The following is an 18089-nucleotide window of genomic DNA, read 5'->3' on the forward strand; positions in this document are numbered from 1 at the left end:
TTTTACTAGAACAATTTACAAATGGAGGAATCATTATGGCACTGAATAAAGTTGAAATATGCGGTGTAAATACTTCCGCACTACCACTATTAACTAATGAGGAAAAAGAAATCCTGTTTGAACGAATTGAACAAGGTGATGAGTCTGCACGGGAACAATATATCAAAGGCAATTTACGCCTGGTATTAAGTGTCATTCAACGTTTTTCCAATAGCAGTGAAAATGCAGATGATCTTTTTCAGGTCGGATGCATCGGATTAATGAAAGCAATTGACAATTTTGATCGAAGTCTCAACGTTAAATTTTCAACTTATGCCGTCCCAATGATCATTGGAGAAGTTAAACGCTATCTCCGGGATAATAACACCATGCGGGTCAGTCGTTCACTCCGGGACACTGCATACAAAGCCATAAACGCAAGAGAGGCTCTTACAAAAAAAATGAACAAGGAGCCTTCCATTGAAGCCATTGCAGAAGAAATCCATATAAAAAAGGAAGATATTCTTTTTGCACTGGATGCAATCGCAACCCCTCTTTCCCTGTATGAACCTGTATACCAGGATGGCGGCGATACATTGTACTTAATGGATCAGGTAAAAGATAAAAAAAATCGAGAAGATTTATGGATTGAATCTATCGCATTGCGAGAAGCCATGGATCACTTGTCTGACAGAGAATATAACATTATAAAACTACGCTTTTTCGATGGAAAAACCCAGACTGAAGTTGCTGATGAAATCAGTATTTCACAGGCACAGGTCAGCCGCCTGGAAAAAAATGCATTAAAGCATATGAGAAATTATCTAAATTAAATAGAAAAAAATACTTTTCTCATGAAACAGAAAAAGCCGTTGTACAGATTTATTACCTGGTACAAACGGCTTTTGTTATTTATAACAAATTCTTCTTCTTAAGAATATATACTGCAACCAGACATACAATCAAAGAAAAAACAGATATAATTGCAAATCCAAAAGGACTCTGTGAAAAAGGCATTCCTGCTCCATTTACATTCATACCATAGAATCCGGAAATCATGGTAGGAAGTTCTACAACAATGGTTATGGCTGCCAGAAATTTCATCACCTGATTCAGGTTATTATCAATAATCGATCCAAACAGGGACATGGTACTCCTCAAAATATTATGATAAATATAAGTCATCTCCATTGCCTGCTTATTTTCTATAATAACATCTTCCAACAGTTCCTGATCTTCCTCATAATGTTTTAAACCTATATGCTTTCGCAGCTTCTCAAGAACTACTTCATTGGATTTAAGAGAAGTGGTAAAATATACCAGACATTTTTCAAGATCATACAACTGTATCAGATCACTGTTTCTGGAAGTTTCATGAAGTATTTCTTCAACCTGATTTGCCCGCTGATCAATAACTCTCAGATAATACAGGAATAATGTTGCATTGTTATATAAAATCTGATAAACAAATCTGGTTTTCATATATGTATAAAAATTAGGAACCAGACCATCGATAAACTGCTTTAGAATATTGGTTTCTTCCAGACATACAGTAAAAACTACTTTTCTGGTAATAAAAATTCCTAAAGGTATTGTTTCATACCACTTTTTTTCATCTTCTTCACGTACTACCGGAATATTCACCAGAATCATAGTATAATTATCTTCATTTTCCAAACGTGATCTTTCTTCCGTATCCAGTGCTGCCTTTAAATCATCCAAATCTATTTGATAACTATCTGAAATATTTCTCAATTCTTCTGATGTCGGATTCGTTAATGCCACCCAGGACTCCAATTCAATGGAATTTAATTCCTGTAACTCTTTTTGTCCTTCATAATTTTTAAAAATCCGAATCATATCTACTTCCTCCTGCTCCCTAGTATACCTTATCACAGGTTTTTCGTCCAGTCTGAAGGATATATAGACATTTAAAATTTTTTATCACTTATTCAAATGGATAATTCATTCCCCACTGGGTTTTAATACTTGTAAGAATATTCATTACATCATTGGTGATTTCCTGACAATCATCATCACATTCTCCTGCCACAGCTGCTTCCATAGCTTCCACCTCATATTGAAGTGCTTCTTCTGTTTTTCCTGCTTCCACTGTTTCTACTTCACCTGTTGCTGTGTTTGTAATGGTTGCCTTACATGCTCTTGGATATTCATAAACTTCTATATAGCCCTCATCACCAGTTACAACTCCTCGTTTTGGCTGTTTTGCACGCAGAGTCAGACACATAACAACCATTTGTCCTTTTGTATTCTTCATAATAACACCAGACTGTTCATCTGCACCGGTTTCAAGATATTCTACTGTTGTTAAAATGGTATTTGGCGCCTCGTCCAAAAATGTTCTTGCAAAAGTTGTAGCATATACCCCAATATCCAGTAAGGCTCCTCCTGCTGCTTCCAATGCAAAGAAACGATTGGTAGAATCATATCCTTTGTTACTTCCGAAGTTTACCTGAACCATCTTGGTCCTTCCAATAGCACCTTCTGCAATTCGTTCTTTCAATTTTTTATATAAAGGCATATGTGAAATTGTCATTGCTTCTCTCACAACGACTCCTTTTTTTTCTGCCATTTCCAGGACTTCTTTTAACTGACCTGCATTTACTGTAATCGCCTTTTCACACAGAATATGTTTTCCTGCTGCAACCGCTGCCTTCATATTTTCATAATGCATACTATGTGGAGTTGCAATATAAACAATATCAATATTTTCATCTGCAAGCATTTCTTCATATGTTGTAAACACATGTTTTACTCCATATTTTTCTGCAAATTTTTCTGCTTTCTCAACAGTACGATTACTTACTCCATAGATTTCATGTCCCATTTTCTGAAATGTCTCTGCCATTTCATTTGCAATTGTTCCACAACCTAAGATTCCCCATGTACTCATTTCTTCGTTTCTCCTTTTTATATTATTCTGATTCCATTACTTCCTGCAACAATAGCTTTTGTAGCTACCTGATAAAACAGTGATGTTTCAATAACTCCGGTAATTTCTTTTAATTCATTATCCAATGTTGCCAAATTTCTGCCTTCTCTAAAATAAGTTTCCAGCAAATGTAAATCTCTGATTTTTACACTTCCGCCCAATTTCTCTACCTGCTGTGTCACATAGTGAATAGCTTCTGGAACAATTTCTAATACAATCGGTATATCAAAACCTAATTTATCTACCACTTTAGATTCATCCACCAGTAATACATATTCTTTTGACATGCGGGCAATGATTTTCTCCAGAGTATGAATGCCTCCTCCACTTTTATAAGCATTTAAATCCGAATCCACCTGGTCACAACCGTCAAAAGCAATCTCCACAGATGATACTTCCTCTGTTGGAACAACCATAATTCCCAGTTCCTCACAGACTTTTTTAGTTGCCTCTGATGGAGTTACAACAGTAACTTCTTTTCCTGCCTCCTTTACATATTCTGCAAGATAACGAATGGTTTCTCCCCCTCCAAGACCAATCATTCCGTGATCCGGCACCAGTTGGAGTGCTTCTTTGGCACATAAACGTTTCACTTGATTCCTCCTTTATGTTGTAAAACTTAGTTTCTTTTAATTATTTTATCACGAAATTTTATTTTGTCAATCCTACATTGCTTTTTCATTTATTTCATATTAAAATATTACTAGAAAAAGCGAAAGGAGTCCATTATGAAAAAACAATTCAAGACTTTATGCAAACTTGTAACAGCAATCGCTACTATAGGCGGAATCCTCTATATCGCTCGGGATCAGATCAAAGATATCATTGATAAAATTAAAGAAGTCACTGCTTCCAGTGAACCAGAAAATGATGATTTTGATGAACCTTTTGATGATGATGATATTTTCCCTGAGCCATCTGAAGATGACCGCGACTATGTTTCCATCAATATTACTAATGACGAATCTGAGGAAGAAACATCTGATACAGATGATGAGTCTGAGGCATCTGAAGAAGAGGCATCTGATACAGTTCAATAAGTCTGCTTCAACTCTTTCCCCATCAATTTACGGAATCTTGTTGAAATTTTTAAAGATATAAAAAAGTTGTACTATTAAAGTACAACTTTTTTATATCTTTATCTTTTTAGTTTTTGATGCCTCACCAAAATATTTTTTTCCACTAATCTGCTGATAGGCTCTGATTCTAATATAATAGGTTTTTCCCTTTTTCAACTTTTTTGACGTATAAGTACGACTTCTGCTTCCAATATATTCTTTAACTTTTTGATATTTCCCTTTCTTTCCCTGCTTTATATAGAAACAATAACCTGTTGCTCTTGGAACCACTTTATTTGTAATTTTAACCCTCCGTCCAGTCTCTTTTACAGAAGCATACGCTTTTCCAGGCCTTGTTCCGGATTTGTGGGGATCAGAGTAGGTTCCATATATATTTTTAGTCCTTGTGGATCCGTTATAGTTCTTATATGTTACCGTACGGTATGGACGCACACGATAATAATAAATTGTTCCTGACTTTCTTTTTTTATCTATCCAGCTACAAGTTCTTGCAGACACTGTCTTTATTTTTTTATATCCTGTCGTTTTCTTTGAAGATCTATATATACAATATCCGCTAATGTCAGATATTTTTTTCCATTGTATTTTGATAGATGAAGTACTTCTTTTAGATGTTGTCACTGAAGTTTTCCCATAAGGTTTAAAAGACGCAGTATGCCCCAGATATATCGGGTCTATACTTCCTCCAATATAGCATCCATCTTCATATTCCACAACAAGATCATCAAAGACTACCTTTATCTGCCAGCCATCCTCATCATATGCCATCTGCTTTAGCAAATCGGATTTTAATGTCTTCAGATACTCATCCTTACACTTTAGTGATATTTGATTTACCGCTTTAGGCTGATGATTAATTTTTGTAAGAGTTGTCGTTCCATCTGCAAATGTAAATTTTCCATCCGGATTCAGATGAAAAGCTTTTACTCCCTGTTTTCCCTGTGCAGTATATTTATAGACTAAAATCGGATTTTTCTGATATACATCTACAGTTCCTGAAGTCTTACAGGTTACTCCAGATTCATAATCATATTCCCATGTTCCAGACCACGCTTCGAGAGAATTAAATCCTTCATAATGTTCATCCTGATAATATGGCGTACTATATGCAAAAGGGATTCTTTTTAACAGTATCGTTCTTTCTTCATTGCCTGACACCACTTTTTTCTTTATTAAAATTGCCTCATTCATATTGATTGAAGTTGCAACATACCGGCTGGTGAAATTAACAGATACTTCTGCCTTCTTACCATCTTCTGATATTTTATCTGAATCCACCTTTACACTGATATCTTTTTTCCCTGTTTCCGATTCCATCTCAGCAAAAATGCCATGCAAATCCGTCTCGCTTGACTGTAATAAAAAAGTCTTATCTTCGATTCTCTCAAAACTTCCATCAACAGCTCTTTCTTTTGCTGTAATAGAATATACTTTTTCTCCATTTCTCTCAAAAGGCGGATCACCTGTATAGTCTGTAATTTCAATATCATCTGCAGCAGTATCCTCAGATGCAGTTACCGGAACAGCAATAGATAACATTAAAATCACGGTCATCATCATAATAAGGATTTTTTTCATAAGCCCTCCCTTATTTTAAAGATCCGGGTTATCTTGTTGCTTCTTTTAACATTTCTTTTAATTCATCCACCGAATAATTATAATGTGTATTGCAGAAATGACAATTTACCTCTATATCTTTTCCGTCATCAATCATTGACTGAATCTCATCTTTTCCAATACTTATAACAGCCTGCTCTACCCGTTCTTTTGAACAATTACAATAAAATCTGGTTGGCATGGTTCCATAAACCTTCATTCCAAGATCACCCAGCAGTAATTCCATCATTTCTTCTGGTGTATGACCTTCATCCAGACATGCCGTAACAGATTTAAATTCAGCAATTTTCTTTTCAAGTGCACTGATGGTTTCTTCTGTTGCAAATGGCATCAGCTGAATAATAAATCCTCCAGCATGACGAACTGTATTATCTTTATTCATCAATACTCCCAATGCAACAGATGTTGGAATCTGTTCACTTGTTGCAAAATAATATGTCAAATCTTCTGCAATTTCTCCAGAAACCAGATGTGTCTGTCCTGAATATGGTTCTTTTAATCCAATATCCTTTATTACAGTCAATACTCCAAGATCCAGAGCCTTCCCAACATCAAGTTTTCCTTCTTTACTTGGAGGCAGCATAACTTCAGGATGAATAGCATATCCTTTTACATTGGCTTTTGAATCAGCTGTTACAGTAAGTCCGCCAATTGGTCCACTGCACTGGATCTGTAATGTTAATACATCACTGTCATTTTTACACATGCTTCCCATCATGGCTCCTGCTGTCAGCAAACGTCCTAAAGCTGCTGTTGCAACCGGACTGGTATCATGTTTTTGTCTGGCTGTCTCCACAACCTCTTTTGTATATGCTGCAAAAAAACGAATCTGATCATCTGCAGCAGTTCCTCTAACAATATAATCTTTCATTCTCATAACCTTTCTGTTTTTTTATTTTTACCGGGCAATGAAATACAATCTTTCTGTATCCTTCTTTGGTTTTTCCATTGTCTCAGTATCTAAAACCTGTATTTCTTCAAAACCTGCTTCTTTTAGCAGATCATATATTTCATCTGCCTCATAAGCTTTCTGATAATGAATTTCTTCAAATTTATCATATGTTCCCATTTTATTTTGGATAAACAGACTCAGCTGATATTCATTAATCCTATCGCCGGGATCATAAAAATTATCCCAGATGAAACTGGCTTCTTCTCTGTCTTCAGCAAATGTATTCTGAGCTAAAATCTTTTCATATTTATAACGGCTGTTCATATCAAACATAAATACACCCGCCACATTTAGATATTTTCTAACCTTTAAAAAAATTTCCAGCATATCCTCTGATTCCAAAATATAATTCATGCAATCACAAATACTGACTACAGCATCAGCTTTTTCAGGGAGATTTAATTGTATCATATCCTGTAATATATAAAGAATATCATCCACATGGGTATTTTTTGCGATCTCCAGCATTTCTATCGCATTATCTACAGCCGTTAACCGATATCCTGACTCCCGAAGTCTTCTTGTCATTTTTCCTGTACCACAACCAAGTTCCAGAACATGACTTCCTTCTTCAATTCCATACTTTTTAAATGTCCCTAAAATATTACAAAGCCACTGATCATAAGGAGTCTGATCCATAAATTCATCATAAACCTGTGCAAAACTTGTATAACTTTCCATAACAACTCCTATACCAATGGTGCCAAAAGCCTTAACATACTTTGTGCCAGTCTCTTCGGAAGGCTTCCTGCACACATTTCTTTTGAAATCAACTGACTTTCAGAAAATGTTCTGATCATATCATACTTCATCTCCTCAATTACTTCGCTGTCATACATAAAAACACCATTTTCAAAATGAAGATATAAACTTCTAAAATCCATGTTGATGGTTCCCACTGTTGCCACTTTATCATCACTCAAAAAGCACTTTGCATGAATAAAGCCTGGTGAGTACTGATATATCTTAATTCCTGCATCAACCAGCTGACTATAATAAGACTGTGTCAGCAGAAATACTGCTTTTTTATCAGGAATAGCCGGTGTAACGATTCGAACATCAACACCCCGTTTTGCTGCAAGGCAGAGAGCTGTTATCATCTCATTATCAACGATCAGATATGGCGTATACATATAAACATAATGATTTGATGCATTAATGATATTCAGATATACATTTTCACCAACAGTTTCTCTGTCAAGGGGATTATCTGCATAAGGTTGAATAAATCCTTTCCCAGTAAACTGTTCCATATGATGTTTATGAGGAACAAATGCACCATATCCTTCATCTGTTTTACCTATCGCATTCCACACCTGAAGAAACATTACTGTAAAATTCCATACAGCATCTCCGGTTACTTTCAAACCGGCATCTTTCCAATAACCAAATCGTTCAATACGATTAATATATTCATCTGCCAGATTCAATCCGCCAGTAAATGCGATATGTCCATCTATAACTACAACCTTACGATGATCACGATTATTCCATGCTGTAGAAACCAGCGGTTTGATTGGATTAAATGCTACTGCATTAATACCATAACGTTCAAGTTCTTTATAATATTTATACGGAAGCAGATCAACGCATCCCACATCATCATACATAAAACGAACTTCAACACCCTGATTGACCCGTTCTTTTAAAATTTCCAATATGGTATCCCACATATATCCTTGGGAAACTATGAAAAACTCCATGAAAATATAATGTTTTGCAGATTTTAAAGCATCCAAAAGATCATCAAACATTGCCTCACCAGATGGATAATATTTGGCATTGGAATTCTCATAAATAGGATATCCTCCATAATGAGTAATATACTTTGCCTGGGTGGCAACCTGATAATCTGCCTTTTCCAAATGCTCCATGACTCCGTAATCCTGTCCCAGAAGAAACTGAGTCTCTGAAATTGATTCTTCCAGACAAATCCTCAATTTTTTTGCCGGCTGCTTATCTCCAAGAATCAGATACAATAACCCTCCAAATACCGGAAATAAAAGAATCGGTATAATCCATGCCAGTTTATATGCCGGATTTTCTTCTTTGTTTACGATATAGATTGCCACCACCAGACTGAAAATCTGGAAAACCACCTGGATAACCTTAGAATATTCTCCAAGAACAATAAAAACATATGTCATCCATATAAGCTGAAGTACAATCAAAACCACAACAATTACAAGACGCCTTAATAAAAATTTTAAAATCTTAGAAATCAATTTCGCCATATTTTTGGTAAGTTTCATAACCCTCTCCCTAATTTCCAACTATCATTCCTTATACATGTTAAGGTATTTTAGTATCATAGCATAAAGTTTAATCTTATTCAAACCCTCCTATTTCATAAAACCAGACATGATACATCCTCCAGCTGCCCCTGTTTCCATGATCATATCAATATTATCTTTATTTATTCCTCCAATTCCATAAACCGGAATATCCACTGCTTCAACTACACTTTTAAGAAAGTCCAGTCCCCTTGGTTCCAATCCTTTTTTGCAATCTGTCTGGAAAATATGTCCGGCAAATACAAAATCTGCCCCTAATCTTTCCGCAGTTTTGGCTTCCTCCGGCTTATGTATGGATGTGCTGACTGATTCAAAATCTGTTAAATTTTCTGCCTCTTTTTGAAATACAGGATAAGGAAGATGAATCCTTTTTATCCCCAGATTTCTTGCAACATTAATAAAACTATGCAATGTGAGAACAGCACCTGCTTCCTGACAAATTTCCAGACATTTCCTTGCCAGATGCTCATATTCTTCTTCTGTCAGATCTTTTTCTCTTAAAACAATGGTTTTCACATCTTTTTTAGCCAAATCCTCCATTACTTCCAGAAACGGTCTCTTACATAACACCCTGCTTGTCACTGCAATCAAATTCCTATTTTCCATATAAATCCTCCTATACCTCTGTTTCTCCAAGAATCAGTCTAACTGCCATATTTGCCTCATGCCCTGCGCAAATTGATACTCTGGCGGATGTCAATGATTCTTCTTTAGAGATTCCATGTTTTTCATCTCCGCATATATATAAACGTTTCATCATTTTCTTCGTCTGAATCAGATTAGAACTATATGTCCCCGCCATCCCATTTCCAGACAAAATATATGTCTTAGGAAGCTTTTCCAAAACAGCTGTAACAAGCTCAGCCTTTGCCTGAGGATCATCAAATGCTTCACAGACAATAGGATAATTTTGAAATAATCCGGCTGCATTTTCTCCTGTAATTTTCCCTTGATAAAATTCCAGTTCTATCCACGGATTCACTTGTCTGATCAGACGTTCCATGGCTTCTGTCTTCTTCATTCCAATATGTTCTATTGTATATGCCTGACGATTAAGATTAGATATATCTACTGTGTCAAAATCTGCCAGCATCATCTTCTGAATACCTGTTCTTGCAAGCATTAAAGCAATATTAGAACCTAATCCCCCCAGTCCCGCTATTGCCACCTTCCCTTTTTTTAAACGATCCCTTATAGCCTTTGTCTGGCGTTCTTCCAGGCTCTTTTCAAATTCGTCTTTTGTTATCATTAAAACCCTCCTTTATCCAATTTATTATAAATGAAAAAAGAATCGGACACAATTATCCGATTCTCTTTTCTGCTATTTTTCATGTTCTTTCATTTTTCGATTCATAATTCCGCCGATTTTACCAGTTTCACTGGCAGATAACGACTTCCAGCCTTTTTCCATCAATCGGTCTGCCAATCCAAGCTCTTTCGCAGTTTCAAATTTTAATCTTTCATTTTCTGTCATCTCTTCAAATGACTTTTGGGTAAAATCTTTTTCTTTTGACATAAGACCATCCTTTCTGTATGCTGTAATTCAAGAACGCCTCGGCGTTCTTGCTGCGAGATGCGCGTCATGCGTTAGCATGACATAATTCTAATGCGCATCTCTGCAATCCGCCGAAGGCTTTTATCGAAGTCGGAGATTGATAATCCCACTTGATGAAATTTATCCTTTACTCACCACTTATAGAAGTGGGAGTCTTCTCCAACGAGATAAAAACAGGTAACATCCATAGCATCTCCAAAACAGACCTATCCATTCATCTGCCTAATCACAATCCTCTGATGACCCTAAAATTATAAATTAATGATTTTTTTCAGCCCTACTGCATAAATACAACATTCTTTCACCGTTTTGCCTGTAGTCTGCTCCAGTGCCCTTTTATAGTAATCCAATTGGCTTTGATATCTGTCAACCAAAATCTTTTCCTGTCCTTTTGGAATCCTATCGGTTTTATAGTCTACCAAAATCAGTTCATCGTCTTCTTCAAAATAAAGGTCTATTATTCCCTGAACTACTACATAGGAATCACCCGTACTTTCAGGATTCATTTTAGAAAAAGGAATTCCCATAACAAATTGTTTCTCTTTAAATACATGATTTCTTTTTGCCGCTTCTCTGACTCTTCTTCCCAAATCCGAGTCTAAAAATGCCATAATTTCATTACGATCAATCACAGAGTCATAATTTTGATCTATTATCTTTTTATGAATCCATTGACTAATCTGCACATCCAATTCTTCTTTTGTATATTTTTTAGCAAAGTCTAGCAATTCAAAGACTTTATGAATCACTGTCCCTCTGGATGCCGAAGAAACCTTTTGGTCTTTTTTTATAAATTTAGGAACCTTTTTTTCATCTTCACAGATTCTTTTAAATATCCGTTCTTCCTGGTCTGCCTGCTGGCTCATCCTTTTTATTTCAGACACAGAATATTTCAACTGTCCTGTTGTTTCCGGATTATTCTCATATTCATATAAAAAATTCTGTTTCATTTTCCGGATAGCTTGTTCAGGTTTATCAGATAAAAGGTTTTCCATAAACTTTTGTTTTTCTATTTTTTTATCAATTTCCTTCATTTCATGCATCCAGGTCAGTGCTTCCATTGAATATATCTTAATCTCAAAATCATCTTCAGAAATATATGGAAGAGCGCAGAAAATCCAATCCATGTATGAACTGCCTGTGAACAAATCAACATAAGAAACCATCCCATTTTTTGACCAGTCAATATCTCTCTTTTTTATTCCGGTTAAAATGAGTTTTTCCTTTGCTCGGGTCATAGCTACATAAAGTACCCTTAACTCTTCTCCCAGTGAGTCTTTTAACATTTGCCGTCGAATCATGCTTTTTAAAACGGTAGTTCCTTTTGTTCTTAACACTGGATCTATTATATCTGCACCAATATAATAATCAGGATGAAAAATCAAACTTCCACTGCTGTCTCTTAGATTAAATTTCTGATGAATTTTTGATACAAAAACAATAGGATACTCCAATCCTTTACTTTTATGAATACTGGAAATATGCACTAGATTTTGTTCTTCTCCCAGAGTATTGGCTTCTCCAAAATCCATATCATATTCCTGGCATTGTTCCATAAATCGTATAAAATGAAACAATCCTTTCATCTGATTGGTTTCAAATCCTTTTGCCTGCTCAATTAACATTAAAATATTTCCCTGACGTTTTTTTCCTTGAGGCATAGCTCCGGCATAATGATAATATCCTGTCTCATCCAGTGCCATCCATATCAGTTCTGTTAATCTTAAATATGTTTTTGCATCTCTTAGTTTATCCAGCAGTTCCAATGTTTTCTCAGCCTTCTTCATGGATGTTCGTACATTTACCAGAGAATCATATAAATACTTTTCTCCTCCATCTGCCTTGACCAATCCCAGTTCTTCTTCCGACATGCCGATCATTGGTGAACGAAGTACTGCTGCCAGATCAATATCCAAATAAATATTATCTACAACAGACAGCAAACTCAGTAAAGTTCGAATTTCAACTGTGTCAAAATAACCTTTTTCACTATTACAAAACGCCGGAACTCCTGCATTCATTAATTCTTTCTGAATAATTTCTGCATTTCCTTTCATGGATCGAAGAAGAATTACTATATCACCATATTCAGCTTTACGGAGTACACGATTTCCTTCTTCATCTTCACAAGTCACCATATAAGGATGCTCTCCATCTACCATCTCTTTAATTTTGGCTCCGATCATCTTAGCTTCAATGGTTACAGCATCATCTTCCGCTTCTTTTACCTCTTTTGAATCCACCAAAAGAATTTCCGGCAAAATATTTTCTGTTTCCGGGAAAGACATGGTAGGTACCAGTGATACCTCTTTGGTATATTCAATATTCCCAAGACTTTCATGCATAATCTGATAAAAAATACTATTTACAAAATTAAGAACTTCCTTGCGGCTTCGAAAATTATTTTGCAACTCAATCAGCTGATACTGTTCATCCCATCTCTGATAATTATAATATTTCCCCAAAAATAAATCTGGTCTGGCCAGACGAAAACTGTAAATACTCTGCTTTACATCTCCAACCATAAACATATTGTGTCCACCGGAGAATTCCTTTGAAACACTTCGAAGAATGGCATCCTGAATAAAATTACTGTCCTGATATTCATCTATATATATTTCTTCATATGATTCGGCTTTCTCCCTTGCTATCTGACTTGGTACAGGTTGTCCATCTTCGTCAAAATGATCAATTAATAGTTGCAGAGCAAAATGTTCCATATCATCAAAATCCATTAAATTCTCATCGGACTTTCGCTGAGAATATCTTTCCAAAAACCGCTCCGTTAAATCAATTAATGCTTCTAAAGGTTCTCTTAAAACACGCAGTTCTCTAAAAAGTTCTTTTTCTTCCTGATAAAAGTAAGAAGCCTGTATATCTACAATTAATTTATATGCCCTATTTCTAAGTTCTTTACATTGTTCCTGAAGCTCTGGAATAATCTGATCTGTTTTTTTCTTTCTGCCACTTAAACGAGGTTTTTTCATATTCATAAACTGATTGCATAAATCAGAAATCCCTTCTGCCTCTGTCATATTTTCTATAATTTCTGAATCCTGATCCAGTGTTTTTAAATAAAAGTATGGTCCTCCTTCCTGTAATGCAAGCTCTTTTGCTTCCCTGATCATTCTTCCTGCACTTTCTATAATATTCTTTGCATCTGTCAAAATAATCTTCACAAAAGGGGCTTCCCTAAATTCCTCCAATGTTTTCACCGAAATATTGCGTCTTGCTTCATCCAGCCATTTTTCAGGCTGTACATGACTCCTTGCATTTAAATATAATTTCCAGATATACTGACTGATCACATCATCTTTTTTTCCTGGAGAATAAGACTCTATCAGCTTGATAAATCCATCTTCACGTTTTCCATAAGCTTCTTCCAGTATTTCATCCAATACCTGCTCCCGCAAAAGAGATAACTGGCCTTCGTCCCCAGGAGACATTCCCGGATCCATTCCAATCACATAAAAATAATCACGGATCAATTCCATGCAAAAGCTGTGAATCGTGGTTATCTGTGCTTTATGTATTAAAGAAAGCTGTCTGATATAATGAGCATTTTCAGGATGTTCCTGCACCTTTAACTCCAATGCTCTGGCAATTCTTTCCCTCATTTCACCTGCTGCAGCTTTCGTAAATGTCACTACAAGAAGCTTATCCACATCCAACGGATGAGCCTCATCTGTAATTTTTTGTATGATTCTCTCAACAAGAACCGCTGTTTTTCCTGATCCTGCTGCCGCGGACACTAAAATATCGGCATCCCTCTGATCAATAACCTTTTGTTGTTCCTTTGTCCAAGGCATACTTTCCCTCCTCCAGTGACATTTTATCAATTTTATTTACAGGATCTACACCTGATTCATATGCGCAAATATTTCGAAAACTGCAATAGGTACACGGCATAGTTCCATTATATTCATAAGGTCGGATGGATACTTCTCCTTTCATCAGAGAATTCCCAAGTTCTTTCATTTTATTTTCAACAATACCTCCCAGGGTTATCATCTGATTAGTATTTAAAACAGAAGAATTTTTACTATATCCATTTTTTGTGGCAGTTACAGGTAATGAAAGAAATCCTTCCTCTCCTGGATTTTCCATCTGAGGAATCAGATTATAATCTTCATTGACAATTCCGCTCATCTTCATTGATTTTAATAACTGCACTTTTGCTTCTTCAGGATCTTTTTCTTCCACAATAGGATCATCCAGATGAAAATAAAACATTCCTGCCGGTAAAATCCTTTTATTATTTTTCTTCTCTTCCAGCTCTAGCATGGCATTCATATAAATAATCAGCTGCATTTGAAGTCCATGAAATATTTTTGCAAAGTCAAATTTCATTTTTCCAGACTTATAATCAATAATCTTTATATATTTATTTTCACTGTCCTCAATGCTGTCCATCCGGTCTACCACTCCAGAGAAGGTCATTTTTCCTCCATCATCCAGTGTAAACCGCATAGATTCGAGATGATTTTGCTCAGAAAATGCTATCTCATATTCCTCTGGTGTAAATTCCCCTCTTTGGATATAGGTTTCCATAACCCAGACTGCTCTTCTTGATATTCTTTTCATTCGATCCAGCAAATATTCATTTCGACTGGTACTGTGAAGAATTTCCCCTTGAACATCTGATACGGCTTCTTCTACTATCTTATCTACAAATGAATCTCTTGATGCATCATCTGCAAATTTCCAATCCGTCCGTTTCCCAACCAGTTCCATGGTTTTGTGAAATACCTGACCCATATCCACCGGTAATATTTCATGCTTTAACCGTTCTTTTAATCTCAACCCATACTGCATAAAATGAGAAAAGGCACATCCAGCAAATTTTTCCATTCGGGTAACACTTCCAGAAAGTGTATCTCCATAAAGTTTCTTTACAAGTTCCTGGCTGATCGGTAATGCCTCATTCTGGTAGAACTTTGCGTCAATATAAGAAACTGCAGGGGCAAAATCATCCAATGCAAAGTAAAGTGTCTGTAACTCCTGAAATGTTTCATCATCGGTATCCTGCTGTAACAACCAAACCAAATGATCCGTTGCTTCTTCCACTGAAAAACTTTCTTCTGGAACACTCTCATCCTCATAGAGTGAAATTTCAGGGAAAATTTTGCGAACACGTTCCAGTACATAAGAAGGCTGTCGATTCTCTCCTGAAGCATTCATCATACAATAAGATAAATACAATTTTTCTGATGGTTTAGACAATGCCAGATATAAATAGAACTGTTCCGTATATGCTGACATTTTCGCAGTAGGGGCCAGCATAATGCCTTGATTTCTAAGAATTTCTCTCTGATCATCGCTGACAACTCCTCCGCCTTGAGACTGCTTAGGAATGATTCCATCATTGATTCCAAGGAAAAACAGAACTTTAACTCCCTCTGCCCTTGTTCGTTCCATATCTCCAATTAAAACCTGATCCAGGCTTGGCGGAATAACCCCAACCGTCATTTCTTCCATTCCACTTTCCAGCACACTTAAGAAATCATCATAAGAAAGTTTTTCTTCTCCCAAAATGTCTGCCATCTGATCCATAAGATCCAGTATCTGACCAAAAATCTTCTCGCTGGTTTTTGCCTGGGCAATTTCTCCCCTTTCTTCAAAAATTTTCTGCTGTTCTTTCATTTTCTCTTCCAGCTGAAGTCTTTCAAAAAATTCATACAGACATGTCAGTTTATCAAGTACCGTACTCCCTCTTTTCTTAACTCCTTCTTTTAACGGTTTAATTTCCTTTATAAATTCCTGCCGGCAGGCTTCAATCCTCTGTAACTCATCTTCTTCAAAAGCTTTTGACTTAAATGGCCGGTTCCATTTTGTATATCCTCGGATCCCTGTGGCAATTACATAATTTTCAAGCAAATCTGCATCTTCCATGGACAAACATGAAAAGCCGGATTTTAAATAACGAAATACCATTTCATAAGAAAAATCCATCTGTATCATTTTCAATGCAGATAAAATTGTCTCAATACATGGATTATTTTGTAACTTTCTATTCACATCCACAAAATACGGTATCTTCAAATCCTGAAAACTTCTTTCCAGTTCACTTTGATAATTTTCCAGATCTGCTGTCAAAACTATGATATCTTTATATTGATAATTTTCTTCCCGTATCAGCCGTTCAAGCTGATGGGCAACCATCCTGCTCTCTGCTCTTGGATTCACAGCTCTTTGAATCTGAATATCTTTTGTTTGCTCCGGAAATACCCCATATGGATATCGAAACAGATTCTGTTCCATAAAACGTAATTCAGGTGAACCCTGTTTGTCTGGGTAACACAGTATATCTGGTTTTACAATTGTCCGAGTCTGTCTCGCAATCTCAATCAGCTGTTGCTTTTCATATTTAGACATAGCAAATAGCTCATATTCCCTATATGGAGTTGATACATCTTTAGCGTCTATTGTAAATGAAATATTCACCTGCTTACCCAGCTCCATTAACTGTCTGATAACTTTTCGCTGAATTGGTGTAAACCCTGTAAATCCATCAAGATAGAAAATTGCATTCCTGAGCTTTTTGGATTCCTTCATTTTTTTTGCAAGCACATCTAACAGCTGTTCAGATATGAGATATCTCTCTCCTATATAATTTTCAAAAGAATCCATTATCAAAAGAATATCATCCATTTTTGCCTGAAGTCCTGGCTTTTGTATTATATCCATCGCCTGCTCCAGCTCTTTTTTTTCAATATCATACTGGTACATTTCAGAGAAAAAAGATTTTAATTCATCAATAAATCCCTGTTTTCCCATACTGGAACCAAATACTTTCAACTCCTTTTTATGTTTCTCCATTACCTTTCGGATGACCATAGATTTTCCTTCGTCTTCTAACAACTGCTCAGGCACATAGGATAATTCCTCAAATATTCTATATGCAAGACGAAAAAAACCTACCACATCAATATTCATTGTTCCATGAGCAGGATGTCGTGTTACCAGTTCTTTTTGGGCATTTAACGTAGACTGATCAGGTACAATAAAAAAGAATTCCTGTTCCGGATGTTCTATCGATTCTCTGATCATCTTTTCATATATATAATTTGTTTTTCCAGATCTTGCAGATCCAAGAATAAATTGTAATGACATATTTTCCTCCGGTTCTTTGCTTTTGACAATTATACTACATTTCCTCAATAATGTGTTCTAAGAAAAAAAAATACCTCATATATTATAGAAGAATCTTTTTGGGAGGAAATTATGTCATCAAAAACGAAAATTGTCGTATTTAAGGCAAGAGAACTGATTTATACAGGGATTTTCGTCGTTCTGGGAATCCTGCTGATTCTTTTACTGATTTTTATGTTTATACCATCAAAAGAACAAAAAAAGACCAAACAAACTTCCGGCTACATAGATGGAACCTATACCTCGCCACTAAAACTAGGGGAAAATGAACTGGAATTACGAGTTACTGTTAAAAACCAAAAACCACAATCTGTTACTCTGAAACATTTAAATAAATCCATTAAAACCATGTATCCTTTAGTGGAACCATCCCTGGAAGAAATTAACAAACAGCTTCCAAAAATAAAAAATATTGATAATATTAAATTTGAAAAACAAAACCAGTATACAAATACCATATTAAAACAGGCCATCAAAAACGCATTAAAACAAGCGCAGGAATAAATAA

15 protein-coding genes are annotated in these 18089 nt (G+C 35.8%); 3 read left to right on the forward strand and 12 right to left on the reverse strand.

Translation table 11 applies throughout. From position 1 onward, the window contains the following. The first annotated feature begins 35 nt into the window (after positions 1-35). Positions 36-812, forward strand: a complete 777-nt coding sequence (gene sigG / locus KTB61_RS03255; protein WP_143249392.1) for an RNA polymerase sporulation sigma factor SigG — start codon at positions 36-38, stop codon at positions 810-812. Between the two features lie 79 nt (positions 813-891). Here the strand turns inward: sigG and KTB61_RS03260 are convergent, their stop codons facing one another. From KTB61_RS03260 to rpiA, 3 genes are all read right to left on the reverse strand, one after another. Then, positions 892-1839 carry a magnesium transporter CorA family protein gene (locus KTB61_RS03260; RefSeq protein ID WP_216696789.1) on the reverse strand — a complete coding sequence of 316 codons (948 nt, stop codon included), beginning with the start codon at positions 1837-1839 and terminating at the stop codon, positions 892-894. A gap of 88 nt (positions 1840-1927) precedes the next feature. Then, positions 1928-2893, reverse strand: coding sequence for a Gfo/Idh/MocA family protein (locus tag KTB61_RS03265; RefSeq protein WP_075760428.1), 966 nt, complete (start codon positions 2891-2893; stop codon positions 1928-1930). A 17-nt stretch (positions 2894-2910) separates the two neighbouring features. After that, positions 2911-3525: a ribose 5-phosphate isomerase A gene (rpiA, locus tag KTB61_RS03270; protein WP_216696790.1), complete on the reverse strand. Its 615-nt coding sequence runs from the start codon at positions 3523-3525 to the stop codon at positions 2911-2913. A 135-nt stretch (positions 3526-3660) separates the two neighbouring features. On the opposite strand from rpiA, the gene KTB61_RS03275 reads away from it, so the two are divergent. Continuing rightward, a complete protein-coding gene (locus KTB61_RS03275) occupies positions 3661-3972 on the forward strand; it encodes a DNA-directed RNA polymerase subunit delta (RefSeq protein ID WP_075760426.1) in 312 nt (103 codons plus the stop codon). A gap of 90 nt (positions 3973-4062) precedes the next feature. Here the strand turns inward: KTB61_RS03275 and KTB61_RS03280 are convergent, their stop codons facing one another. From KTB61_RS03280 to KTB61_RS03320, 9 genes are all read right to left on the reverse strand, one after another. Continuing rightward, positions 4063-5589: a fibronectin type III domain-containing protein gene (locus KTB61_RS03280; protein ID WP_216696791.1), complete on the reverse strand. Its 1527-nt coding sequence runs from the start codon at positions 5587-5589 to the stop codon at positions 4063-4065. 28 nt (positions 5590-5617) lie between these two features. After that, positions 5618-6499, reverse strand: a complete 882-nt coding sequence (gene hslO / locus KTB61_RS03285) for an Hsp33 family molecular chaperone HslO (protein WP_216696863.1) — start codon at positions 6497-6499, stop codon at positions 5618-5620. A gap of 27 nt (positions 6500-6526) precedes the next feature. Continuing rightward, positions 6527-7261 carry a class I SAM-dependent DNA methyltransferase gene (locus KTB61_RS03290; RefSeq protein ID WP_216696792.1) on the reverse strand — a complete coding sequence of 245 codons (735 nt, stop codon included), beginning with the start codon at positions 7259-7261 and terminating at the stop codon, positions 6527-6529. An 8-nt stretch (positions 7262-7269) separates the two neighbouring features. Further along, positions 7270-8832: a cardiolipin synthase gene (cls, locus tag KTB61_RS03295; protein WP_216696793.1), complete on the reverse strand. Its 1563-nt coding sequence runs from the start codon at positions 8830-8832 to the stop codon at positions 7270-7272. A gap of 90 nt (positions 8833-8922) precedes the next feature. Continuing rightward, positions 8923-9480 (reverse strand): thiamine phosphate synthase, encoded by a 558-nt coding sequence (locus KTB61_RS03300; RefSeq protein ID WP_216696794.1) that lies wholly within the window; start codon positions 9478-9480, stop codon positions 8923-8925. 10 nt (positions 9481-9490) lie between these two features. After that, positions 9491-10123, reverse strand: a complete 633-nt coding sequence (gene thiF, locus KTB61_RS03305; protein WP_075760420.1) for a sulfur carrier protein ThiS adenylyltransferase ThiF — start codon at positions 10121-10123, stop codon at positions 9491-9493. Between the two features lie 72 nt (positions 10124-10195). Next, the gene (locus tag KTB61_RS03310) at positions 10196-10390 is read right to left on the reverse strand and encodes a small, acid-soluble spore protein, alpha/beta type (RefSeq protein ID WP_075760419.1); all 195 of its coding nucleotides are present in this window, start codon (positions 10388-10390) and stop codon (positions 10196-10198) included. 290 nt (positions 10391-10680) lie between these two features. Continuing rightward, complete coding sequence (gene addA / locus KTB61_RS03315; RefSeq protein ID WP_216696795.1) at positions 10681-14238, reverse strand: helicase-exonuclease AddAB subunit AddA; 3558 nt, start codon at positions 14236-14238, stop codon at positions 10681-10683. Continuing rightward, entirely contained in the window at positions 14204-17542 is a 3339-nt protein-coding gene (locus KTB61_RS03320) for a PD-(D/E)XK nuclease family protein (protein WP_216696796.1), read from the reverse strand. Before KTB61_RS03320 ends, addA begins: the two co-directional genes overlap by 35 nt. A 111-nt stretch (positions 17543-17653) precedes the next feature. On the opposite strand from KTB61_RS03320, the gene KTB61_RS03325 reads away from it, so the two are divergent. Continuing rightward, complete coding sequence (locus KTB61_RS03325; RefSeq protein ID WP_075760416.1) at positions 17654-18085, forward strand: hypothetical protein; 432 nt, start codon at positions 17654-17656, stop codon at positions 18083-18085. The last annotated feature ends 4 nt before the right edge of the window (positions 18086-18089 follow it).

Origin of the sequence: Anaerostipes faecalis (assembly GCF_018982945.1) — a bacterium.
Lineage (GTDB): Bacteria > Bacillota > Clostridia > Lachnospirales > Lachnospiraceae > Anaerostipes > Anaerostipes faecalis.

Excerpts from the sequence above, each read along its gene's own strand:
- sigG (WP_143249392.1), top strand. The coding sequence starts at position 36 with ATGGCACTGAATAAAGTTGAAATATGCGGTGTAAATACTTCCGCACTA.
- KTB61_RS03260 (WP_216696789.1), bottom strand. The coding sequence starts at position 1,839 with ATGATTCGGATTTTTAAAAATTATGAAGGACAAAAAGAGTTACAGGAA.
- KTB61_RS03265 (WP_075760428.1), bottom strand. The coding sequence starts at position 2,893 with ATGAGTACATGGGGAATCTTAGGTTGTGGAACAATTGCAAATGAAATG.
- KTB61_RS03275 (WP_075760426.1), top strand. The coding sequence starts at position 3,661 with ATGAAAAAACAATTCAAGACTTTATGCAAACTTGTAACAGCAATCGCT.
- KTB61_RS03280 (WP_216696791.1), bottom strand. The coding sequence starts at position 5,589 with ATGAAAAAAATCCTTATTATGATGATGACCGTGATTTTAATGTTATCT.
- hslO (WP_216696863.1), bottom strand. The coding sequence starts at position 6,499 with ATGAAAGATTATATTGTTAGAGGAACTGCTGCAGATGATCAGATTCGT.
- KTB61_RS03290 (WP_216696792.1), bottom strand. The coding sequence starts at position 7,261 with ATGGAAAGTTATACAAGTTTTGCACAGGTTTATGATGAATTTATGGAT.
- cls (WP_216696793.1), bottom strand. The coding sequence starts at position 8,832 with ATGAAACTTACCAAAAATATGGCGAAATTGATTTCTAAGATTTTAAAA.
- KTB61_RS03300 (WP_216696794.1), bottom strand. The coding sequence starts at position 9,480 with ATGGAAAATAGGAATTTGATTGCAGTGACAAGCAGGGTGTTATGTAAG.
- thiF (WP_075760420.1), bottom strand. The coding sequence starts at position 10,123 with ATGATAACAAAAGACGAATTTGAAAAGAGCCTGGAAGAACGCCAGACA.
- KTB61_RS03310 (WP_075760419.1), bottom strand. The coding sequence starts at position 10,390 with ATGTCAAAAGAAAAAGATTTTACCCAAAAGTCATTTGAAGAGATGACA.
- addA (WP_216696795.1), bottom strand. The coding sequence starts at position 14,238 with ATGCCTTGGACAAAGGAACAACAAAAGGTTATTGATCAGAGGGATGCC.
- KTB61_RS03320 (WP_216696796.1), bottom strand. The coding sequence starts at position 17,542 with ATGTCATTACAATTTATTCTTGGATCTGCAAGATCTGGAAAAACAAAT.
- KTB61_RS03325 (WP_075760416.1), top strand. The coding sequence starts at position 17,654 with ATGTCATCAAAAACGAAAATTGTCGTATTTAAGGCAAGAGAACTGATT.